The following is a 22282-nucleotide window of genomic DNA, read 5'->3' on the forward strand; positions in this document are numbered from 1 at the left end:
CCGGCTCGGCCTCTTCGGACCTCGGGAGGTGCTACGGGCCGTCCGCCGGCGGCAGGTCCTGCTCGGTCCAGATCGTCTTGCCGGTGGGTGTGTAGCGCGTACCCCAGTGGTGGGTCATCTGGGCGATGATGAACAGCCCCCGGCCGCCCTCGTCGTCGTTCGCGGCGTGCCGCAGATTGGGCGTGGTGTGGCCGGTGTCGGAGACTTCGCAGATCAGGGTCCGGTCGCGGATCAGGCGCACCTGGATCGGGCCGCCGACGTAGCGGATGGCGTTGGTGACCAGTTCACTGACGATGAGCTCGCTGGCGAACGTCAGGTCGTCCAGCCCCCAGTCGCGGAGCTGCTTGCCGACGGCGGTGCGGATGGTGGCCACCGCCGCCGGGTCCGGGGGCAGCTCCCACTGGGTGAACTGGTTCCGGTCGAGCAGGCGTGTGCGGGCGACCAGCAGCGTCGCGTCCTCGTCCACGGCCCCGGGCAGCAGGGTGGTCACCGCCCGGTCGCACAGCTCTTCCAGAGACGCTCCGCAGTCGGCGAGGACCTGGGACAGCTGCGCGAGTCCGGCGGCAGGGCTGTCGGCCGCCTGGAGGAGGCCACCCGTGAAGAGGGCGACGAGACTGCCCGGCGGAAGCTCCAGGTCCGTGCTCTGGTAGGGCAGGCCACCGATTCCCAGCGGCGGTCCGGGGGCAGCTCCGGATGGTCGACGGCACCCGTGTGCGGCTCGACGACCACCAGTACCGACTCCCCGGCACGCGCCAGACTGCACTTCCCCGAGACGGGGTCGTACACCGCGTACAGGCAGGTCACGCCCAGGGCCTCGTCGGCCTGCGGCCTCAGGTGGCCCGGTCCCTGGCCGGCCCCGCGCTCGTGCGCGGTCTGCTCGACCAGGTCGTCCAGGCGGGACAGGAGCTCGTCCGGGCTCAGGTCCAGCCGGGCCAGGACGCGCACCCCCGTGCGCAAGCGGCCCATGGTGGCCGCGGCGCGCAGGCCGTGACCGAGCACGTCCCCGACGACCAGGCCGACCCGGGTGCCCGACAGGGGGATGAGGTCGTACCAGTCGCCGCCCACGCCGGACCCGCTGTCGGCGGGCAGGTAACGGCTCGCCGCGTCCACGGCGGCGTGCGGCGGCAGGCGGCCCGGCAGCAGGCTCCGCTGGAGTTTGAGGGCCACGGCATGGCCACGGGTGACCAGCGGCATCAGCAGGAGACCGAGCAGCAGGGCGCCCAGGCCCAGGACGGTGACCCCGCCCGTCCTCCCGATCAGCGGCAGGTCGACGCTGGTCATGCCGTATCCGGGGTCCGCGTAGACGACGAAGGCGGCGTAGAGGAACAACAGGAGCATGATCAGCCCGCCGAGCCCAGGCAACACACCCTTGAAGACCAGGTCTCTGGCGCTGCGGGTGAGGACCTTGCGGTGGTACCAGACGCAGGCGAAGCCGGTCAGACCGTACTGGAACGCGATCGCGAGACCGACTGCGTCGATCGAGTCGGCCAGGACGTTATGGCTGAACGACGCCAGCAGGACCAGCACGGCGATCGACACCACGCCCATGCCGACGGTTCCCCAGGTCGGGGTGAGGAACCTGCGGTGGACCCGGGCGAACCGGGCGGGGACGGCCTTGTGGACCGCCATGGAGAAGACGGTCCTGGCCAGGGGCAGGATGGTGGTCTCCGCGGAGGCCAACGCCGAGGTCAGCACCATCAGGATCAGCAGTCTCGACAGGAACAGCCCCGTCTCGTCGCTCCCGAACACGGCCGCGCCCAGTCCGGAGAACACGTCGTTCTCGTTGCGCGTGTTGCCGAGCCCGATGCCCGAGGTGCCGACTCCCGCGAACGCCTGCGCCGAAGTGGACACCAGCCCGTACATGATCACGAGAAGCACGGTGGACATGACCGCGGCGCGCCCGGGGACACACCTGCTGTCGACGGTTTCCTCGTTGACCGCGAACGCGGTGTCCCACCCCCAGTAGATGAAGACCCCCGCGAGGATGCCCGAGGTCAGCGCCGTTGCCGAGGGCACCTCGAACGGATTGAACCAGGAGGCGGAGACGTGGATCGCCGTCGGGGGAGGGTCGGTGTAGACCTTGACCAGCGCGGCGACGGCGAACAGGACGAGCATCACCACTTCCAGGCACAGCAGCCAGCGCTGGACAGCCGCCGAGAACTCGATGCCGACGTAGCAGATCGCGGTCAGCACGACGATCCAGGCGATGCCCGCCACGGTGGTCCACAGCCGGTTCTCCGCCAGTCCGTCCAGGCCCACCAGCCGGAAGCCGTAGGCGGCGGCGACCTCGGCGAGGCTCGCCATGACGATGATGTTGGCGACGATGAGGCCCCAGCCGCCCATCCAGCCGGTGCGCGGTCCGAAGGCGCGGGTGGCCCAGGTGAAGGTGGTCCCGCAGTCGGCGTTGCTCGCGTTCAGTTCCCGGAAGGCGTACGCGACCAGCAGCATCGGGATGAACGCCAGCATGGTGACGATCGGGGCCTGCAGCCCGACCCCGGCCACGATGAGGCCCAGCGTGGCGGCCAGGCTGAACGCCGGGCCGGTCGAGGCCAGGCCCATGGCCACCGAGGAGAACATGCCCAGGGCGTCGTTCTTGAGCCCCTTCCGGCCGCACCCCGTCCCGGGAGCGGGGCGGCCGGCGGACTCGGCGCCGCCAAAGTGCCTCACACTTGATTCCAACGCCGGGCCGCTCCCCTCCGCAACAGCGCGGGGCCAACCGAAAGGCCCGTACCGGACTCGGACCCACTCCACCGGGGAGTGGAAGTCCACCGCTGAGCGGAAGTCCGAGGCACCACTGAGCCAATGTCCGAGGCACCTCCGGGCACAGCCGTTGCGGACCGGTGAGGGACGCCACACATGGGGCCGACCAGTGGCGCGCGAACGCCGAGGGGGCTACCGTCGACAGGGAGAACGACCGGTCTTCCTACCTCTGAAAGTTGCCCGCGAGGGCGCCTCCGTGGCCCTGGTCGGTCGGCGCGAGGAACGGCTCACCGACCTCGCCGCGGAAATCACCGGCGCCGGCGGCAAGGCCCTGGTCGTGCCCGCCGACATCACCACCGCCCAGGCCGCCGCGGAAGCGGTCGAGCGGACCGTCGAGGGCCTGGGCCGCCTGGACACGCTGGTCAACAACGCCGGCCTGATGCTGCTCGGCCCCGCCCCCAGCGCGGACCTGAACGACTGGCGGCGCATGATCGACATCAACCTCATGGGCCTGATGTACACCGCCCACGCAGCCGTCCCCCACCTGGTCAAGGCTGCCGCCGAGGAGCCGCGTCAGGTCGCCGACATCGTCAACATCGGCTCGCTCGCCGGCCGCAACGCCTACGCCATGTCCGCCGTGTACAGCGCCACCAAGTTCGGCGTCGGTGCCTTCAGCGAGGCACTGCGTCAGGAACTGGCACGCCAGCACGTCCGCGTGTCCGTCATCGAGCCGGGCAGCGTCGACACCGAACTGCGTACGCACAACCCCGACGTCATCCAGCAGCACATCGTCGCCGCCCTGGGCGACATCGAGCGGCTGCAGAGCCGGGACATCGCCGACACCGTCGGCTACATCGTCACCCGCCCCCGGCACGTGGCCGTCGCCGAGTTGCTCGTACGCCCCACCGAGCAGGCCTGAACACCGAGCCCGTGGCCAACTCCGCAGCACACACGGAGTCGTGATGGCGATGAGGCGGATCCTCGCCGTGGCAACCAACCAGGCGACCTACGGGACTGACCCCCATCGGACCGGACTGTGGATCGGAGAGCTGGTTCACTTCCACGCCGGGGTCCGCCAGGCGGGCTTCGAGGTCGCGCCCCAAGGACGCGCGTCTTCGGGCTCGTCGGCGTCTGCGGTAGCCGGATGTCCAGCCGGCCGAGTTCGTCCACCGGCCGGACGTAACCGGGATCGTCCTCGGGCCGGGGCCGAGGTGCCCGCTGGGACGTCCACTCGGAAGCCGTCACGTCGTTCCTCGGGCCAGCGCGCGTCGATGGCGAGGGCCGCGGCCGTGCAGTCAGGGCATTCATCACGGTAACCACCGCCCCACATGCCGAACGGGGGGCCGGTCATGTCCGGCTTCTCGATCCCGCAGAGCGTCTTGTGGAAGTAGCCGTATGCGTGCCGGCCGACGTCCGGCAGCATGTCCGTCCACGCCGCTTCCCACCGGATTTCCCAGGGCAGTGTCCGGGGCGGCTGATCTCATAGCCGGAGTTCCGATCTGGGTCACCGCATAGCACCATGTGCAGACCCACAGCTCGCGACACCACCGCGACGGCGGACGATCCCACTTCACCTGGGCGTAGAGCTGCATGCGCCGACGGAATGGGTCCGGTCCGCCCTGCACGGCACAACCGGCGAGATCATCCAGCGCTACGACACCCGCACCGACCATCTCTCCGGCTCGACCACCAGGCTCAGCACGTCAGCCCCTTGTCCTTGCCGGGGGACAGGGAGTGCAGCACAGCCATCGTGATCGAAAGCGAGACGGTGATCGTGGACGACGACAAGGCACGTGCCGCCGCCCACGCCCGATCCGCGATCCGCATCAGCACGGCCCGACGGAACCGAAATCTCTCCTATGCGTGCGGCAGAGGCCCGGCTCACGCTCGGAGTCGTCGCCGCACGTACCGGGGACATGGAAGAGGCCGTGGGCATGGGCACGAGGGCCCTTGCCGCCGACCGCAAGTCGCTCCCCTCTCGATCACCCGGCAAGTTCGGCCACCAGGCCGCGGATGCGCCGCTCGATCTCGTCTCGGATCGGGCGGACCGCGTCGACTCCCTGCCCGGCCGGATCGTCGAGCTGCCAATCCAGGTACCGCTTCCCGGGGAAGACCGGGCACGTGTCGCCGCACCCCATGGTGATCACGACGTCGGACGTCTGCACCGCTTCGACAGTCAGCACCTTCGGAGTCTCGGCGGAGATGTCGATGCCGACTTCCTTCATCGCGTCGACGACCGCCGGGTTGACCGTGTCGGCGGGAGTGGAGCCCGCCGAGCGGACTTCCACCCGATCGCCCGCGAAGTGGGTGAGGAACGCGGCGGCCATCTGGGAGCGCCCGGCGTTGTGGACGCAGACGAACAGCACGGACGGGCGCGGGGTGGCAGTGCTCATGGCAGGTGTCTTTCCGGGGAAGAGGTGGGCTCAGGAAGCGGTCGGGGCGAGTTCGGGCTCACCGTGAGGGACGACGACGTCTGTCTCGGCGGGCGCCGGTCGGCCGAACACCACCGCCAGCAGGCCCAGGCCCACGGCGGCACCGGCCAGTTGCGCGGCGATGAACGGGGCGACGGAAGCCGGGGCGATCCCCGCGAACGTGTCGGTGAAGGCCCGGCCGACCGTCACCGCCGGGTTCGCGAACGACGTGGAGGACGTGAACCAGTACGCGGCCCCGATGTAGGACGCCACGGCAGCTGAGGCGAGGTGGGCGCGATCGGTCCGGGTCAGGCCGAAGACCAGCAGGACGAGCCCGGCCGTGGCCACGATCTCACCCAGCCACAGGTGGCCGGCGGAGCGGTCGTGCGTGGACCACTTCACCAACGGTTCGGCGAACATCGCATCGGCCAGCACCGCACCGCCGATCGCACCCAGGGTCTGGGCGGGGACGTACACGGCTGCTTCGCGTGCGGTCATTCCGTCGCCGCTGCTGCGCCCCGTGAACCAGGCGGCCAGGGTGACGGCCGGATTGAAGTGGGCCCCCGACACCGGCCCGAACAACGTGATCAGCACGGCCAGGCCGAAGACGGTGGCGAGCGAGTTCGCGAGCAACTGCACGCCGACGTCCCGTGACAGCTCCGTCGCCTGGATGCCCGAGCCGACCACCACCGCGACCAGCGCGGCCGTCCCGACCAGCTCGGCCACCGCACGCCGGCCGAGCGAAGGGCTCACGCGGTCACCCCAACGGGCTCAGGAGTGGCCAGGAACGCGCCCAGCCGGTCCAGTACGCCGGGCAGCGCCCAGTAGTAGACCCAGGTCCCACGTCGCTCGCAGTCGATGAGTCCGGCCTGCCGGAGCAGCTTGAGATGGTGGGAGATCGTCGGTTGCGACAGCTCGAACGCGGGCGTCAGCTCGCACACGCACACCTCGCCGCCCTCCCGCGAAGCGATCATCGAGAGCAGCCGCAGCCGGACCGGGTCGCCCAGTGCCTTGAACGCCTTCGCCAGTTCGACGGCCTGGTCCTCGGCCAGCGGGGCGGAGGCCAGTCCCTGGCAGCAGGCGCCGTCCGCGTCCTGGCCGAGCACCTCAAGCTCTTGTTTCGACATGCCTCTATGTTGACGTTCTTCGATACAAGACGCAAGGTTGCATCAATGAACGTCAATGCAAGCCGTTCCGGGGCCTGCCATGCCCCGTCACCAGGAGTCAGCCATGAGCGAGCAGTCCACCGAACTGCGCGAGACCGTCCGACAGCGGTACGCCGCCGCGGCCGTGAAGGTGACCGAGGGTGGCACCGCGTGTTGCGGGCCGCAACCGGTCGAGGTCGACGAGAACTTCGGCTCCACCCTCTACGCCGTCGCCGAGCGCGACGCCCTGCCCGCCGACGCCGTCGCCGCCTCTCTGGGCTGCGGCAACCCGACCGCCGTGGCCGATCTCCACGAGGGCGAACGCGTCCTGGACCTCGGCTCCGGCGGCGGCATCGACGTCCTGCTCTCCGCCCGCCGCGTCGGCCCCACGGGCAGGGCGTACGGCCTCGACATGACCGACGAGATGCTCGCCCTGGCCCTCACCAACGCGAAGAAGGCGGGCGCGACGAACGTCGAGTTCCTCAAGGGCACCATCGAGGCGATCCCGCTCCCCGCGGGCACCATCGACGTGGTGATCTCCAACTGTGTGATCAACCTGTCGACCGACAAGGCGGCGGTTTTCGCCGAGACGTTCCGCGTCCTGACCCCCCACGGCCGCATCGGCGTCTCGGACGTGGTCGCCGACGACGCCCTCTCCCCCGCCCAGCGCGCCGAGCGCGGCGACTACGTCGGTTGCATCGCGGGCGCCCTGTCGTTCACCGAGTACCGCGAAGGCCTTGAGGCGGCAGGGTTCGTGAACGTCGAGATCACCCCCACGCACCCCGTGGCCGACGGCATGCACTCCGCCATCATCCGCGCCACCAAGCCCCGGACCGAGCCGCAGGCGTCCCGGACGACCGGATCGGCCGATGCGTGCTGCGGCGTCAACGCCTGTTGCACACCCGCCGAGACCTCCGCCGACCCCGACGTCACCGTCACAGAGGCCAAGACAGCATCCGGCTGCGGCTGCCAGAACTGACCCGGACAGCCTTGCGGCCCCTCCCGATCGAGAGGGGCTTCAAGCTCGTACGGGCCACTTCTGAAGGCTCGACAGGGTCAGGCCCACTCAACCGCTCAGTGGATGCGTGAGGAGCCACCGCTCACCATGTCCATCCGCCCCACAGCGGACACGGACATCGGCGACGTTCCGACCAGGGCTACGCCGAGCGAGGCTGAGCAGTGGGGAGCCTTGAGGTGAAGTACATCGCCAGGACAGAGGCGAACGCGAGGATCGCGAGCGCGGCGCGCAGGCCGTCCAACCTGGCGTCGGCGTTGGCCTCCAGCGCGGCCTGGGCCACCTTCTGATTCGTGCCCGCTTCCTCGAGAGCGGTCTTGAGCTGGGCGTCCGACAGGAAAGTCGCACCACTCTGAAGTCCGATCGCCGCCTCGTTCTTCACCTTGACCGGGACGGCCGGATTCTGCTCGACGTTCGTCAAGAACGAGGAGGTGAGTGCGGCGAGCAGAATCGATCCCGCCAGTGCCGTGCCGATGGAGGAGCCGAGGTTGGTCACGGCGTTCTGCACGCCGCCGACCTCCGCACTCCGTTCGTCCGGCACCGCGGAGACGGTGACGGAGCCGAGCTGGGATGCCAGCGCGCCCATGCCGACCCCGATGAACAGGAGGGGGACAGTGACGATCTCCGCTCCGGCACCCGTGTCGAGGGCAGCCATGAGGATCACCGCGCCGGCGAACATCGCGACGATCCCGAGCCGAACCACCCGCCTCGGTGAGATGTCCGGGAGGAGCCGTGGGATGAGGGTCGCGGCTGCCACCAAGGTCAGTGACAACGGCAGAAGTCGCACGCCGGTCGCGAGCGCGGACAGGCCCAGAGCGACCGACAGATAGAGCGGTACGACGAAGAACACGCCCATCATGACGAGGTACTGGAAGAAGAACATGGTCAAACCGCCGCTGAGCTGCTGGTTGTGCAGCAGGGCCGGGTCGATGAGCGGCTCCCGCCGCCGCTCCACGAGGTGGGCCCCCCACGCGACGAACAGCCAGATCAACAGCACGCCCGTCAGTATCAGCCACACGACCAGCGAAACACCGAGCCACGCCGGCGCATCGGGCTTCGGCCGGAACCAGCCCCATTCGTCCGAGCGGAGCACACCGTAGACGAAAGTCCCGATCCCGAGCGCGGACAGCACAGTGCCGACGAGATCGATGTGCGGACGCTTGCCACTCGACACGTCAGCAAGACGGCGGGCGAGCAACAGGATGCCGGTCACCACCAGGACCTCACCGGCGAACACCCATCGCCAGGAAAGGTACGTCGCTGCGAAACCTCCGATGAGCGGTCCGAGCGCGATCGCCACGGCACCTGCGGCCGCGACGAGTCCATAGGCGGCGGCACGTCGTTCAGCGGCGAAGTTGCCGGCCACGAGCGCCACGACCGCGGGCAGGATGAGCACCGCCCCGATGCCCTCCAGGAGTGACCAGCCGACCAGCAGCACGGCGAGGTTCGGCGCGAGCGCTGTGGTGAGGGAGCCGCATCCGTAGATGCAGCAGCCGATCATGAAGGCGCGCCTTCGGCCGATCAGCGCCCCGACCTTGCCGCCGGGAATCATGAACATCGCCATCACAAGCGTGTACGCCGTGATGGCGCCTTGGATCCCTGTCACGGTCGTGCCGACGTCGGCGGCCACCGCCGCGATCGAGACGTTCATGACGGAGCTGTCGAGCGCCATCAGAAACTGACCGGCAGCGAGTGTCAGCAGAACGAGCCGCGCTCCTGCCGAGCTCTCGGCAGTGCCTGCCCCGGGAATCATGCGCGCAGCATCTCAGCCGCCCCGGCCGGGGTTCCTCGACCACGCCACACGGATCAACCGCTTGGCGGCACCGGCGGGCGAGGGCGCCGACCGCAGCCAGCGCCGCCGCACCTCTTCCTCTCTCGCTCCCGCCAGCGCCTCAATCACCCGATCGAGTGCCTCGCTCACGTCCGTGCGCGTGACCACTCGAAAACGGCGTCGGACTGGCGTTCTTGACCGTCAGAGGGAGCAACTCGCGTGGCAACGGGGGGCAGTCGGCAGAGTTGAGGCCGAGTGGACCAAGGCCGATTTGCCGCTCCTGGGGACTGCACACCGACGGAGGCGGAAGTCCGACCATTTCCCTACAACCGCCGATCAACCGCGTCGGCCGACGGCACCGCCGAGCCGTCACGGCGCGGTCGGCGACAGGCTCGGCACACACCCTGGGTACCCCCTAGACCATGGGCTCTTCGCGACGGGGCATCAGCAGAAGGGCCAACACCGCCACCACGAGCGGCAGGATGCTGACGATCAGCATGGTGAGCCGTAGACCATCGGCGAAGTCCAGCCCGAGGTCCAGTCCCGAGGCCTGACGGAGCAGGTTGGAGTCGTACACGGTGCTGCCCGGACTCTGCGCCAGTCCGCTGCGCACGGCATCCACGGCCCGCCCGGCCCGGGCCACCGACAGCCCGCGTGACTTCGCGTCCACCAGCCACTGCCGCCGGAAGAAGAGATTGAGAAGCAGAACATAGACGGTGGGCCCGAAAGCGGCGCCGGTCATCGCGAAGGCCATCTGGACGGAGGCCACCGTGCCGGAGTGCCCGGGCGGTGCCTGGGAGAGGACCGTCTCGGACACCGATGCGGAAGTGACCACCGACCCGAGGTTGCACAGCCATGTGGTCGGCACGAGCAGCCACAGCGCCATAGCGGGGCTGGCGGTGCCCGCCAGCAGCAGTCCGCTTGCCGCCATCACCAGCAGGCCGGCGATCATCACCGGCCGCGGGCCGCACTTCCCGATCAGGCTCCCGGCCAGGATCACGGTACCGGCGATCAGCAGTGTGCCGGGCAGGTATAGCAGGCCGACGGACTCGGGTGAGAGCGACAGCACAACGGTGCCGAACTGCCCCAGGACGATGCCGAGCCCCGCGATCAGGAAGTTCAGCGTAAGGGTCGCCGCCAAGGCCACCTTGAACGATGCGTTGCGGAACAGTGCCAGGTCCAGGGCGGGGTCCGGAGTGCGGCGTGCATGAAGCACGAAGAGCACGGCGAGGACCGGGCTGATCACCAACGGCACCCATGTCTCGGGCCGGAGAATGCCGTTCTGCGCCGCGGCGAGGCCGAGGACGAGGGCCAGGAGAGTCGCCCCGATCAGGGCGACACCCACCACGTCGAGGCGACGGCCCTGCTGGACGGGTGACTCCGGCACGTACCGGGCCGTCAACCACAGCGACACCAGGCACAGCAGGGGAGCGATCAGGAACAGGAACCGCCAGCCGACGTCCGCCACCGCCCAGCCCGTGAACGCGGGGATCAGCCCGCACAGGAGCACATCGACGGCCATAAGGCCACCGATGGCGAGCGGCCGCCTCTCCGGCGCCACGGACACCTTCAGCAGGGCCAGCGGCACTGCCAGTAGCGCGGTCATACCCAGCCCGGCCAGAAAGCGCATCGCCAGCAGGAACCCATAGCCGGGCGAGAACACGGAGAGCAGGTCGGCGACCGTGACGAGGACCAGTCCCAGCATCAGCAGCCGCTTGAGCCCGACGGAGTCCCCGAGCCTGCCCGCGGCGAGAACGGAGGTGGCCATCACCAGCGTCGCTGCGCCGCCGAGCAACCCGACGACTTGCGGCGGCACATGGAGGGCCCGGCTCACCTGCGGCAGATTCAGGCCGAGCACCAAGGGGTCGACGACGGTGACGGTGAAGGCGATGGCGAGGGCCACGATGATCCGCAGGGTCGTCGAGTTGGTAGGTGACTCAGCGGATGACACCGAAGCGCCTCGTGTGCTTCGTCGCATACCGGTCGACACTAATTCGGCCATGGCGCACCGTCGGGGTCCCCCCGGGCCGACACGCACAGAAAGACAGCACCGAGCCCCCTCCCGATCCGGGAAGGGGCTCAACTGGTCACGCAGCCGCGCACATGCCTGTAAGACCTTCAGGCCCACTCCACCTCGGAGGCGATGTGCGGGTACCGTCCAGGACCCGGCAGCGGCGCCCGCGAGAGCGCCATCGGCGAAGCGCCGATCGCCGCCCACGCAGCCGCCTCACCCACCTCAGTGCGCGTGACCGCCCGAAGCAGGCGCCGGCGCCGCGTTCTTGACCGTCAGCGGCAGCAGCTTCTTGCCCGTCGGGCCGATCTGAATGCTGGTGTCCATCTGCGGGCAGACGCCGCAGTCGAAGCACGGGGTCCAGCGGCAGTCCTCGACCTCCGTCTCGTCGAGGGCGTCCTGCCAGTCCTCCCAGAGCCAGTCCTTGTCGAGGCCGGAGTCGAGGTGGTCCCAGGGAAGGACCTCCTCGTAGGTCTTCTCGCGGGTCGTGTACCAGTCGACGTCCACGCCGAAGGCCGGGAGGGTCTTCTCGGCGCAGGCCATCCAACGGTCGTACGAGAAGTGCTCGCGCCAGCCGTCGAAGCGGCCGCCGTCCTCGTAGACCGCGCGGATGACGGCGCCGATGCGGCGGTCACCGCGGGAGAGCAGGCCCTCGACGATGCCGGGCTTGCCATCGTGGTAGCGGAAGCCGATGGAACGGCCGTACTTCTTGTCGCCGCGGATCTTGTCACGGAGCTTCTCCAGGCGGGCGTCCGTCTCCTCGGCGGAGAGCTGGGGCGCCCACTGGAAGGGGGTGTGCGGCTTGGGGACGAAGCCGCCGATGGACACCGTGCAGCGGATGTCGTTCTGGCCGGAGACCTTGCGGCCCTCGGCGATCACGTTCATCGCCATGTCGGCGATCTGCAGGACGTCCTCGTCCGTCTCCGTCGGCAGGCCGCACATGAAGTACAGCTTCACCTGCCGCCAGCCGTTGCCGTACGCCGTGGAGACGGTCCGGATGAGGTCCTCCTCCGAGACCATCTTGTTGATGACTTTGCGCATGCGCTCGGAGCCGCCCTCCGGCGCGAAGGTCAGACCGGAGCGACGGCCGTTCCTCGTCAGCTCGTTCGCCAGGTCGACGTTGAAGGCGTCCACACGGGTCGAGGGGAGGGACAGGCCGATCTTGTCCTCCTCGTAGCGGTCCGCCAGGCCCTTGGCGATGTCACCGATCTCCGAGTGGTCGGCGGAGGAGAGGGACAGCAGGCCGACCTCCTCGAAGCCCGTCGCCTTCAGGCCCTTCTCCACCATCTCGCCGATGCCCGTGATCGAGCGCTCGCGCACCGGGCGGGTGATCATGCCCGCCTGGCAGAAGCGGCAGCCGCGCGTACAGCCGCGGAAGATCTCCACCGACATCCGCTCGTGGACCGTCTCGGCCAGCGGGACCAGCGGCTGCTTGGGGTACGGCCACTCGTCGAGGTCCATGACCGTGTGCTTGGACACACGCCACGGGACACCCGACTTGTTGGGCACGACACGGGCGATACGGCCGTCGGAGAGGTACTCGACGTCGTAGAACGCCGGGATGTAGACGTTGCCCGTCTTCGCCAGGCGGAAGAGGACCTCCTCGCGGCCGCCCGGGCGGCCCTCCGCCTTCCAGGCGCGGATGATCTCCGTCATGTCGAGCACGGCCTGCTCGCCGTCACCGATGATCGCCGCGTCGATGAAGTCGGCGATCGGCTCGGGGTTGAACGCCGCGTGGCCGCCGGCCAGGACGATCGGGTCGTCGAGCGTACGGTCCTTGGACTCCAGCGGGATCCCGGCCAGGTCCAGGGCCGTCAGCATGTTCGTGTAGCCCAGCTCCGTGGAGAAGGACAGACCGAAGACGTCGAAGGCCTTCACCGGGCGGTGGCTGTCCACCGTGAACTGGGGGACCCGGTGCTCGCGCATCAGCTCCTCCAGGTCCGGCCAGACGCTGTACGTGCGCTCGGCGAGGACGCCCTCGCGCTCGTTCAGCACCTCGTAAAGGATCATGACGCCCTGGTTGGGCAGCCCGACCTCGTACGCGTCCGGGTACATCAGCGCCCAGCGGACGTCACAGGCGTCCCAGGCCTTGACCGTGGAGTTGAGCTCGCCGCCGACGTACTGGATCGGCTTCTGCACATGCGGGAGCAGAGCTTCGAGCTGTGGAAACACCGATACAGCGGCTTCGGCAGGCATCTCGCGAACCTTCGTGAGCTGGGAGGTACAGACAGGGTTGACCATCCAGCCTAACGCGGCCGTGGCCGGCTCCCGTACGCCTCAGACGGCGCCCTTGTCCTCGATCGCCTCCCACTCCCCCGGCAGCTCCGCCTCCACCGCCGCCGCGCGCTGCTCCGCGCGGCCGTACAGCACCCCGTACGTGAACGCGTTCTCACCCGCCGCGTGCGCCTCCGTCGCCAGCTCCCGCAGGGCCCCGCGGACCATCACGCTGTCCTGATGGTCGCCCAGCAGCGTCTGCAGGGACTTCATCGACTTGACCAGGTCGGCGGCGGGGTCACCGAGGGCGGGGGTCGCCGCCTCGGCCGCGTAGCGCGTGCGCTTGGCCTTCTTGCGGGCGTCGTGCATCGCGAGGTCGCGCTCGGAGCCGGGCGGCAGTTCCAGGGCCTCGCCGACCAGGTCGGCGACCTTCTTGAAGCCCTTCCGTACGGCCTTGGCGATCACCTTCGCAGGTTTCTTCGAGGCCGCTTCCCGCAGGGGCGGCCCGGCCACCAGGGTGTCCAGCGTCGTCAGCAGGTCCAGGTAGCGCTTGCCGTCCAGTACGGCGATCAGGTGCTGCCGGGAGCCGGAGCGGCGGGCCCCCGACCAGGTGCTCAGACGGGCCTGGACGGGGCCCGTGACCAGGTCGGACGGGAGGTCGTCGAGCGCCGACGTCAGGTGCTCGGTGAGGACCTCCTGGTCGCGGTCGACGCCCAGCTCGGCGGCGAGCCACTTCAGCTCGACGCCGATCGGGTCGGTGACGGTGCGGTCGAGGATCTTGCCGTACGAGCGGAAGGTGCTGCGGAGGCGGCGGGTGGCGACGCGCATCCGGTGCACGGAGTCGGGCACGTCGCGGCGGACGGCGGGGTCGAGCTCGACGATCGCGTCGCGTTGGGCGCGGACGAAGGTGAGGATGTGGTCGCCTGCGGTGCGCGGGGTCGAGTCGGGGGGTTCGGGCCTCGCGGCCTTCGTCGTCGCCTTCGACACGTCAGCGACCTTGCCGGTCGTCCCCGCGTTGTCACCCTTCCCCGGCTCGCCCGCCTTCCCCGCCTTCCCCGTCTTGCCTGCCTTGCCTACCTTCTCCGCCTTCTCCGGCTTGCGGGGGGCCGTGTCGTCGAGGGCCTTGGCCAGTTTGGACGCGGAGGCGGAGCGTTTGATGCCCGCCTTGCGGAGCTTCTTCTCGACCTTGTCGAGGAACGCCGGATCGCCGTCGTCGGCGAGTTCCACCTCGATCTCGGTCCATTCCGCGCTGCCCGCACCGCCGCTGAGGCGCTCCGCGCGGACGCGGTCGACGCTGACCTCGGCCAGGAGGGTGCCGGAGGCGTCGACGAGGTGGCGGATGTCTCGGACCGACAGGAGACGTACGACGGGGACCAGTTCGGCCTCGCGGATGCGGGAGCGGACGAGGGCGGTCAGGTCTTCGGGGACGGTGTCGGAGAGCGGGGCGCGGATTTCGTCGCGGACGCCCTCGGAAACGGGGAGTTTGAGGTGCCAGCCCGCGTCGTCGCCGCCGGTGCGGCGGCGGAGGGTGAGGGAGGCGGTGGCGAGCCGCTGGTCGGCCGTGTCGTAGTAGGTGGCGTCCAGTTCGGCCACACCCTTGTCGATGACGACGGAGACTCCTGGGACGTCGGTCAGGTCCGGGAGTGGCGCGTCGCCCTCGGCCGGGGGACCCTCGTACTTTCGCTCGATTTCGCGCTTGGTGTCCGCCATGAACTGAATCTAGTGGCTGTCGGGCCGGGACGGCAGTACCAGCCCCTTCCAGGACCTCCGGGAACGACCGGATCTCGCCCCCGCCGCCCCTACCCTCCCCCAAGCTCTCGGCTTCGCTCGAGCAGGGGGACCCGCATCATCCCCAGGGGCTCCGCCCCTTCAACACCCGCCGTGGGCTACGCCCCCGAACCCCCCGCGGGGCTCCGCCCCTGCACCCCATTGGGAGCCGCCGCCCCTTGGACCCCGGCGGGGCTCCGCCCCCGACCCCCACCCTGGCCTGCCGACGCAGGCCGGGCGGGTGGGATGGGCGGGGTGGGTGGGGTACGGGCTGAACGGCCTCGTCCTCAAACGCCGGACGCGCGAGGTGCGCTGGCGGAGGGGCTGGATCGGACACGCCCCTCGAACACCGGCCGCCCATGGCCTTCAGTGGCGCGAGGAACTGCGCGACCAACCCCCACCGGGCCGCACCCGAAGACGCACCCCCTCCCGCCCAACCGCCGGAGGCCTACGCCGACATGGGGCGCTGGACTCTGATCGACTGCAACAACCCCACCGCCACCCACACCGCGAACATCGACGAACCGCCGTAGGAGACGAAGGGCAGGGGAAGGCCCGCGACCGGCATGATGCCCAGGGTCATGCCGATGTTCTCGAAGGCCTGGAAGGCGAACCAGGCGATGATGCCGGCGGCGACGATCGTGCCGTACAGCTCGGTGGTCTCGCGGGCGATGCGGCAGGCCCGCCACAGGACGACGCCCAGCAGGAGCAGGATCAGGCCGGCGCCCACGAAGCCCAGTTCCTCGCCCGCGACCGTGAAGACGAAGTCCGTCTGCTGTTCCGGGACGAACTGGCCCGTGGTCTGGGAGCCGTGGCCCAGGCCCGTGCCGAAGAGGCCGCCGGAGCCGATGGCGATACGGGCCTGGTTGGTGTTGTAGCCGACGCCTGCCGGGTCGAGGTCGGGGTTGGCGAAGGCGGCGAAGCGGTTGATCTGGTACTCGTCGAGGATCTTGAGCTGCCAGATCGCCACCGCGCCCAGCGCACCGGCGCCGAGCAGACCGAACACCCAGCGGTTGGAGGCGCCGGAGGCGAGCAGCACGCCGAGCACGATGATGACCGCGACCATGATCGTGCCCAGGTCGGGCATGAGCATCACGATCATCATCGGGACGGCCGCGAGGCCCAGCGCCTGCAGCACCGTGCGGTGGTCGGGGTACTGCTTGTCGCCCGCGTCCACCCGGGTGGCCAACAGCATCGCCATGCCCAGGATGATCGTGATCTTGATGAACTCGGCGGGCTGGAGCGACAGACCGCCCGCGACGAGCCAGTTGCGCTGGCCGTTGATCGTCGCGCCGAGCGGGGTCAGCACCAGCAGGATCATGAAGACCGAGAGGCCGTACAGGATCGGGACCGCCGTGCGCAGGGTGCGGTGGCCCAGCCAGATCGTGCCGACCATCAGCCCCAAGCCGATGCCGGTGTTCATGAGGTGGCGGATGAGGAAGTAGTACGGGTCGCCCTGGTTGATCTCGGTGCGGTTGCGGGTCGCCGAGTAGACGAGGGCCGAGCCGATCAGGGAGAGCGCCATGGCCGAGAGCAGTATCGGCCAGTCGAGGCGGCGGGCCAGGGAGTCACGGGCCAGGAGCCGTGACATCCCGCCGCGGGCGGGGCCGTAGCCGGAGACGGAGAAGTTGTTCGCTCCGGTCATGTCAGGATCCTCGTCCCCCGCCGCTTCTTCGGACGGTCCGTACGCCTTCGGGTGTTCCGGTTACTGGCCGTCGGGGACGGCGTGGTGCCCGCGGGCAGCTGCTGGTCGGTGGCTCCGGGCGAGGGCGACTCGCTGGCCTGGAGGTCCTTGACGGGGTCCTTGGAGATCTCCGGGGTGTCGATCGAACCGTCCGTCTGGATCTTCGGGAGGCCCTTCTGGGGGGTGGGGAGGAGGGCCTTCGAGTTGTCGATGGAGCCGTCGGCCTGGACGCCGTACAGCGCGTTGTAGATGTTGCGCACGGCCTCACCGGAGGCGCCGGAGCCCGTACCGGCCTGGGCGATGGTCATGACGACCGTGTAGTCCTTGGTGTACGTGGCGAACCAGGACGTGGTCTGCTTGCCGTAGACCTCGGCGGTACCGGTCTTGGCGTGCAGCGCGATCTTGTCCTGCGGCCAGCCGCCGAACTTCCAGGCGGCGGTACCACGGGTGACGACGCCTTCCAGGGCCGAGTCCATGCCCTTGAGCGTGGCCTCGCTGATCGGCAGCCTGCCCTTGACCTTGGGCTTGATCTCCTGGACGGTCTTGCCGTCGGCGCTGACGATCGCCTTGCCGATGGTCGGCGTGTGGATGGTGCCGCCGTTGGCGAGCGCCCCGTAGATCATGGCCTCCTGGATCGGGGTGACGAGGGTGTCGCCCTGACCGATGGAGTAGTTGATCTCGTCACCCTCGCGCATCTTGTTGCCCTCGAGGCAGTTCTCGTACGCGATCTTCTGGACGTAGTCACCGTCCTTCTTGCCGGACTTGCACCAGACGTCCTTGTTGGCCTTCCAGTAGTTCTGCTTCCACTGGCGGTCCGGGACGCGGCCGGTGACCTCGTTGGGCAGGTCGACGCCGGTCTCCTTGCCGAGGCCGAACTGGTGGGCGGCCTTGAAGAAGTAGTCCTTCGGCTCCCCCTTCTTGGGGTTGATGCCGCCGTCCTTCTTCCACTCGTTGTCCGCGAGGCCGTAGAAGACGGTGTCGCACGAGACCTCGAGGGCCCGGCCGAGCGAGATGGGGCCGAAGTTCTCGCCCTCGAAGTTCTTGAAGACCTGGCCGCCCACCGAGTACGAGCTGGTGCAGGGGTAGCCGCCGTCCCACTCGTAGCCGGCCTCGACCGCGGCGGCCGTGGAGACCACCTTGAAGGTCGAACCGGGCGCGGACTGACCCTGTATGGCCCTGTTCAGGAGCGGGTAGTCGGAGTTCTTTCCGGTGAGGGCCTTGTAGTCCTTGGCGGAGATGCCGCCGACCCAGGCGTTCGGGTCGTACGTCGGGGCGGACGCCATGGAGACGATCCGGCCGGTCTTGGCCTCCATCACCACGACGGCGCCCGAGTCGGCCTTGTAGTTCTCGCCGGTGATCTTGTCGAACTGCTGGCGGGCGGTCTTCATCGCCGTGTCCAGCTCGTACTCGGCGACCCGCTGGACGCGGGAGTCGATGCTGGTGACGAGGTTGGAGCCGGACTGGGCCGCGTCGCTCTTGGCCTTGCCGATCACGCGGCCGAGGTTGTCGACCTCGTAACGGGTGACGCCGGCCTTGCCGCGCAACTCCTTGTCGTACTGGCGCTCGAGGCCGGAGCGGCCGACCTGGTCGGACCGGAGGTAGGGCGAGCTGCTGTCCTTGGCCTGGGTGATCTCGGCGTCCGTGACGGGTGAGAGATAGCCGAGGACCTGAGCGGTGTTGGCCTTGCCGGGGGCGGCGTAGCGACGTACGGCCTCGGGCTCGGCGCTGATGCCGGGGAAGTCCTCGGAACGCTCACGGATCTGCAGGGCCTGCTTGGCGGTGGCCTCGTCGGTGATGGGGATGGGCTGGTACGGGGAGCCGTTCCAGCAGGGCTGCGGCGTCTTCGCGTCACACAGCCGGACCTTCTGGATGACGTCCTCGGGCTTCATGTCCAGCACGCCGGCCAGCTTCGTCAGGACCGCCTTGCCGTCGTCCTTCATCTTCATCAGGTCGGTGCGCGAGGCGGAGACCACGAGCCGGGTCTCGTTGTCGGCGATCGGCACCCCGCGCGCGTCGAGGATCGAGCCGCGTACGGCGGGCTGGACGACCTGCTGGACGTGGTTGCCGGAGGCTTCCTTGGCGTACTCCTGGCCGTTGCGGATCTGGAGGTACCACAGACGGCCGCCGAGGGTACCGAGGAGGGAGAGCACGAGGATCTGGATGACGACGAGCCGGATCTGTACCCGTGGGGTCCTGCCGGTCTCGGGAATGTTGGTCACTGGTGCTGCCTCCCCCTCTCAGAGTGGGTACGGGACACGGGCGCGCGAGCCGTGTGCGTACGGGGCGCCACATGCGTACGAGTCATACAGGTCATACGAGTACACGGCGAACCTGGGGGACTTGACCCCGGGGTCGGTCAACCGACGTGTGCTCACAGGCGCTTGACCCCCTTGATGCGCCCCGCGCGGGCGACGCGGGCGCGGGCGGCCTTGACCCGGTGGCCGCGCTGGCTGCCGATGCGCAGGCCGGTACCGGAGGCCAGCCAGCCCGAGGAGACGTCGGCGGCCTTGGCGCTGTTGGAATCGGCGAGCGGATTGCTCTCGGAGCGCCGGGCCAGGGCCATCAGCCCCGGGACCACGAACGGCGCGAGCAGCAGGTCGTACAGGGCGGCCGTGAACAGCAGGCTGCCCAGGCCCACATGGCGGGCGGCGGTGTCACCGACGAGGGCGCCGACACCGGCGTACAGCAGGGTGGAGCCGACCGCGGCGGCGACGACCACGGCCATCGGGCCGGTCGCCGACTTGAGCTGGCCGTTCTCCGGCTTCGCCAGCCCCGCGAGATAGCCGATGACGCACAGCACGAGGGCGTAGCGCCCGGCGGCGTGGTCGGCGGGCGGGGCGAGGTCGGCGAGCAGGCCGGCGCCGAAGCCGATGAGGGCGCCGCCGACATGGCCGTAGACCATGGCGAGGGCCAGCACGGTGAGCAGGACGAGGTCCGGGACGGCACCCGGGAGATGGAGACGGGCGAGGACGCTCACCTGGATCACCAGGGCGACCACCACCAGGGTGGCGGAGAGCAGCATCCGATTGAAACGCATGGGGATTCAGCTCCTACGGCGTCTGGCCGGTGACGGGCGCGGACGCCGAGGGGGTGACCGTCACGGTCACGGTCGGCGTGGGCGTCGGTTTGGGCTTGGCCGGCAGCACCGTGTCACGTGGGTCCTTGCGGGGGGCCTCTACGACGACACCGACGATGTCGAGCTTCGAGAACGCGACGTACGACGTGACGTAGATCGTGCGGGTCAGGTCGCCGCCTGACGGGTCGACACGGGACACCACGCCGACCGGGACGCCGGGCACGAAGGGCTTGTCGGCCTGCGAGCCGAAGGTGACCAGCCGGTCCCCCTTCTTGATCTTCGCCTTGCCGTTGAGCATCTCCACCCGCAGCGGGCGGTCGCCCTGACCGGAGGCGAAGCCGAGCTCGTCGCTGGACTCCATCCGCGTACCGACGGTGAAATCGGGGTCGTTGGCGAGCAGCACCGTGGCGGTGTCCGGACCGACGGTGGTCACGCGGCCGACGAGTCCGTCGCCGTTCAGGACCGTCATGTCGCGCTGGATGCCGTCCTTGCTGCCGACGTCGATGGTCACGGTCCAGGAGAAGCCCTGGGCGGCTCCTATGGCGATGACCTCGGCGCCCTTGATGCCGTACTGCCCGGCGCCGGCCATCTTCAGCATCTTGTCGAGCTGGTTCAGACGGCTGCGATTGCGGTCGCCGCTGCCGAGCTTGGCCTTCAGCGCCGTGTTGTCGTGCTCGAGTTGGGCGATGCGATCGTGCCGGCTGTCCGAGTCGCGGACCGCGGCGATCGCGTTGCCGACGGGGTTGACCGCGGAGGACACCCCGTTCTCGATCGGGCCGAAGGCCGCCGCGGCGGCTTGGCGGGCACCCTGGACCGGTGAGTCCTGTCCACCACGGATGTCCACCGTGATCAGAGCGAACGCGATGGCGATCAGCAGCACCAGGAGCAGCCGGCTCTCTCGTGTGTCCCTCACGTGCGGCGGCCGTGCCTTCCTCGTCGGTGTCAACAGGAACGCACCCCGAGCGAGTGCTGACGCCCAAGGGTGTTATGGGGGAGCTTATGCCTCGATATCAACGATCCGCCGTACGAGAAGCGATCATCCCGTTACGGCGGAATCGAAGAGTTACCTCATCTGCGCGGCTGGGCGTCCAGAACCTGCTGGAGCGCCTCGAATTCCTCGACACACTTGCCGGACCCGAGCGCCACGCTGTCCAGCGGATCCTCGGCGATGTGGATCGGCATACCGGTCTCGCGGCGCAGGCGCTCGTCGAGCCCGCGCAGCAGCGCCCCGCCGCCCGTCAGAACGATTCCGCGGTCCATCACGTCACCCGAAAGCTCCGGCGGGCACTTGTCGAGCGTCGTCTTCACTGCGTCGACGATCGCGTTGACCGGTTCCTCGATCGCCTTGCGGACCTCGGCCGCGGAGATGACAACGGTCTTGGGCAGCCCGGAGACGAGATCCCGGCCGCGGATTTCGGTGTGCTCGTCGTTGTCCAGGTCGTACGCCGAACCGATCGTGATCTTGATCTGTTCGGCGGTGCGCTCACCGAGGAGGAGGCTGTACTCCTTCTTGATGTGCTGGATGATCGCGTTGTCCAGCTCGTCGCCCGCGACGCGGATGGACTGGGCGGTGACGATGCCGCCGAGCGAGATGACCGCGACCTCCGTGGTGCCGCCGCCGATGTCCACCACCATGTTGCCCGTGGCCTCGTGGACCGGCAGGCCGGACCCGATGGCCGCGGCCATGGGCTCCTCGATGATGTGCACCTGGCGGGCGCCGGCCTGGGACGACGCCTCGATGACGGCACGGCGCTCGACACCCGTGATGCCCGAGGGCACACAGACGACGACACGGGGGCGGGCGAGATAGCGCCGCTTGTGGATCTTCAGGATGAAATAGCGGAGCATGCGCTCGGTGATCTCGAAGTCGGCGATGACACCGTCCTTCAGCGGGCGCACGGCAACGATGTTGCCGGGGGTCCGCCCGATCATCTTCTTCGCCTCCGCGCCGACCGCGAGGATGCCACCGGTGTTGGTGTTGATCGCGACGACGGACGGCTCGTTGAGTACAATCCCGCGACCCCTGACGTACACCAGCGTGTTGGCGGTCCCGAGGTCGACAGCCATGTCACGGCCGATGAACGACATTGAGTTCCCCATCAGGATTCGTCTGGCCTTCCCAAGCGGAGCTTTGACGGCTTTTTAGGAACGGCGAGGTGGGTGCAGTGACGTGAAGGTCTCCATCGTAGACGCGCCCACACGAACACTGCGCGAGGGTCTTCGCCATTGTCAGCATGCGTGGCGTCGCCCCGCTTGTGGAGACGACCCAACGGGGGCACGCGTTCCCCCGATCGGCACGCATATGCCGCGGGACGGCCGGAATTTCCACGGCCGTCCCCGGTCGGACATCAGGCTGGGGACGCAAGTCCTTTCCAAGCCTTTGCAAGCCGTTACAAGAACATCTTGGAATCGTGATGTCTGTGCGGGTCTGCCGCGACCTGGACCTGACCTGGACCTGGCTCGGAGGCGACTTGGAAGCGACTCGCCG

Annotated in this window: 15 protein-coding genes and 2 pseudogenes; 2 read left to right on the top strand and 15 right to left on the bottom strand. The window is 69.2% G+C overall.

Features of this window, described 5'->3' with window-relative positions; translation table 11 throughout:
- Positions 1-31 precede the first annotated feature (31 nt).
- From AAFF41_RS17865 to AAFF41_RS17875, 3 genes and pseudogenes are all read right to left on the bottom strand, one after another.
- Positions 32-490 (bottom strand): ATP-binding protein, encoded by a 459-nt coding sequence (locus AAFF41_RS17865; RefSeq protein ID WP_343326307.1) that lies wholly within the window; start codon positions 488-490, stop codon positions 32-34.
- A pseudogene (locus tag AAFF41_RS17870) lies at positions 491-763 on the bottom strand (SpoIIE family protein phosphatase); the annotation flags it as partial. It lies immediately after the preceding gene.
- A pseudogene (locus AAFF41_RS17875) lies at positions 760-2577 on the bottom strand (amino acid permease); the annotation flags it as partial. The pseudogenes AAFF41_RS17875 and AAFF41_RS17870, both read right to left, overlap by 4 nt.
- Between AAFF41_RS17875 and AAFF41_RS51600 the strand changes: the two are divergent.
- A complete protein-coding gene (locus tag AAFF41_RS51600; protein ID WP_425526247.1) occupies positions 2576-3619 on the top strand; it encodes an SDR family NAD(P)-dependent oxidoreductase in 1044 nt (347 codons plus the stop codon). The pseudogene AAFF41_RS17875 and the gene AAFF41_RS51600 sit on opposite strands and share 2 nt — an antisense overlap.
- 1063 nt (positions 3620-4682) lie before the next feature.
- Here AAFF41_RS51600 and AAFF41_RS17885 read toward each other — a convergent pair.
- From AAFF41_RS17885 to AAFF41_RS17895, 3 genes are read right to left on the bottom strand one after another with little or no spacing between them, the layout of a single operon-like run.
- Positions 4683-5093: an arsenate reductase ArsC gene (locus AAFF41_RS17885; RefSeq protein ID WP_319744260.1), complete on the bottom strand. Its 411-nt coding sequence runs from the start codon at positions 5091-5093 to the stop codon at positions 4683-4685.
- Between the two features lie 30 nt (positions 5094-5123).
- Positions 5124-5864, bottom strand: a complete 741-nt coding sequence (locus AAFF41_RS17890) for an MIP/aquaporin family protein (RefSeq protein ID WP_319744262.1) — start codon at positions 5862-5864, stop codon at positions 5124-5126.
- A complete protein-coding gene (locus AAFF41_RS17895; RefSeq protein WP_319744264.1) occupies positions 5861-6238 on the bottom strand; it encodes an ArsR/SmtB family transcription factor in 378 nt (125 codons plus the stop codon). Before AAFF41_RS17895 ends, AAFF41_RS17890 begins: the two co-directional genes overlap by 4 nt.
- A gap of 103 nt (positions 6239-6341) precedes the next feature.
- On the opposite strand from AAFF41_RS17895, the gene arsM reads away from it, so the two are divergent.
- Positions 6342-7235 carry an arsenite methyltransferase gene (arsM, locus tag AAFF41_RS17900; RefSeq protein WP_319744266.1) on the top strand — a complete coding sequence of 298 codons (894 nt, stop codon included), beginning with the start codon at positions 6342-6344 and terminating at the stop codon, positions 7233-7235.
- Positions 7236-7413: 178 nt separating this feature from the next.
- Here the strand turns inward: arsM and AAFF41_RS17905 are convergent, their stop codons facing one another.
- The 9 genes from AAFF41_RS17905 to AAFF41_RS17945 form a co-directional block, all read right to left on the bottom strand.
- On the bottom strand, positions 7414-9024 hold the full coding sequence (locus AAFF41_RS17905) for an MFS transporter (protein ID WP_343324213.1): 1611 nt from the start codon (positions 9022-9024) through the stop codon (positions 7414-7416).
- A 433-nt stretch (positions 9025-9457) separates the two neighbouring features.
- Positions 9458-10993 carry an MFS transporter gene (locus AAFF41_RS17910; protein WP_343324214.1) on the bottom strand — a complete coding sequence of 512 codons (1536 nt, stop codon included), beginning with the start codon at positions 10991-10993 and terminating at the stop codon, positions 9458-9460.
- Positions 10994-11278: 285 nt separating this feature from the next.
- Positions 11279-13249 carry a TIGR03960 family B12-binding radical SAM protein gene (locus AAFF41_RS17915; protein WP_343324215.1) on the bottom strand — a complete coding sequence of 657 codons (1971 nt, stop codon included), beginning with the start codon at positions 13247-13249 and terminating at the stop codon, positions 11279-11281.
- Positions 13250-13330: 81 nt separating this feature from the next.
- Positions 13331-14977 (bottom strand): CYTH and CHAD domain-containing protein, encoded by a 1647-nt coding sequence (locus tag AAFF41_RS17920; RefSeq protein ID WP_343324216.1) that lies wholly within the window; start codon positions 14975-14977, stop codon positions 13331-13333.
- A gap of 505 nt (positions 14978-15482) precedes the next feature.
- On the bottom strand, positions 15483-16679 hold the full coding sequence (rodA, locus tag AAFF41_RS17925) for a rod shape-determining protein RodA (RefSeq protein WP_319744281.1): 1197 nt from the start codon (positions 16677-16679) through the stop codon (positions 15483-15485).
- Positions 16676-18937: a penicillin-binding protein 2 gene (gene mrdA, locus AAFF41_RS17930; protein ID WP_319744284.1), complete on the bottom strand. Its 2262-nt coding sequence runs from the start codon at positions 18935-18937 to the stop codon at positions 16676-16678. The genes rodA and mrdA overlap by 4 nt, the downstream gene beginning before the upstream one ends.
- A 152-nt stretch (positions 18938-19089) precedes the next feature.
- On the bottom strand, positions 19090-19755 hold the full coding sequence (mreD, locus tag AAFF41_RS17935; protein WP_319744286.1) for a rod shape-determining protein MreD: 666 nt from the start codon (positions 19753-19755) through the stop codon (positions 19090-19092).
- A gap of 13 nt (positions 19756-19768) precedes the next feature.
- Positions 19769-20707, bottom strand: a complete 939-nt coding sequence (mreC, locus tag AAFF41_RS17940; protein WP_319744287.1) for a rod shape-determining protein MreC — start codon at positions 20705-20707, stop codon at positions 19769-19771.
- A gap of 155 nt (positions 20708-20862) precedes the next feature.
- Entirely contained in the window at positions 20863-21882 is a 1020-nt protein-coding gene (locus AAFF41_RS17945) for a rod shape-determining protein (RefSeq protein WP_037747701.1), read from the bottom strand.
- Positions 21883-22282: the final 400 nt, after the last annotated feature.

This window comes from Streptomyces mirabilis (assembly GCF_039503195.1).
Classification (GTDB): Bacteria; Actinomycetota; Actinomycetes; order Streptomycetales; family Streptomycetaceae; genus Streptomyces; species Streptomyces mirabilis_D.

Excerpts from the sequence above, each read along its gene's own strand:
- AAFF41_RS17945 (WP_037747701.1), bottom strand. The coding sequence starts at position 21,882 with ATGTCGTTCATCGGCCGTGACATGGCTGTCGACCTCGGGACCGCCAAC.
- AAFF41_RS17885 (WP_319744260.1), bottom strand. The coding sequence starts at position 5,093 with ATGAGCACTGCCACCCCGCGCCCGTCCGTGCTGTTCGTCTGCGTCCAC.
- AAFF41_RS17905 (WP_343324213.1), bottom strand. The coding sequence starts at position 9,024 with ATGATTCCCGGGGCAGGCACTGCCGAGAGCTCGGCAGGAGCGCGGCTC.
- AAFF41_RS17895 (WP_319744264.1), bottom strand. The coding sequence starts at position 6,238 with ATGTCGAAACAAGAGCTTGAGGTGCTCGGCCAGGACGCGGACGGCGCC.
- arsM (WP_319744266.1), top strand. The coding sequence starts at position 6,342 with ATGAGCGAGCAGTCCACCGAACTGCGCGAGACCGTCCGACAGCGGTAC.
- AAFF41_RS17920 (WP_343324216.1), bottom strand. The coding sequence starts at position 14,977 with ATGGCGGACACCAAGCGCGAAATCGAGCGAAAGTACGAGGGTCCCCCG.
- rodA (WP_319744281.1), bottom strand. The coding sequence starts at position 16,679 with ATGACCGGAGCGAACAACTTCTCCGTCTCCGGCTACGGCCCCGCCCGC.
- mreD (WP_319744286.1), bottom strand. The coding sequence starts at position 19,755 with ATGCGTTTCAATCGGATGCTGCTCTCCGCCACCCTGGTGGTGGTCGCC.
- AAFF41_RS17915 (WP_343324215.1), bottom strand. The coding sequence starts at position 13,249 with ATGCCTGCCGAAGCCGCTGTATCGGTGTTTCCACAGCTCGAAGCTCTG.
- AAFF41_RS51600 (WP_425526247.1), top strand. The coding sequence starts at position 2,576 with ATGCCCAGGGCGTCGTTCTTGAGCCCCTTCCGGCCGCACCCCGTCCCG.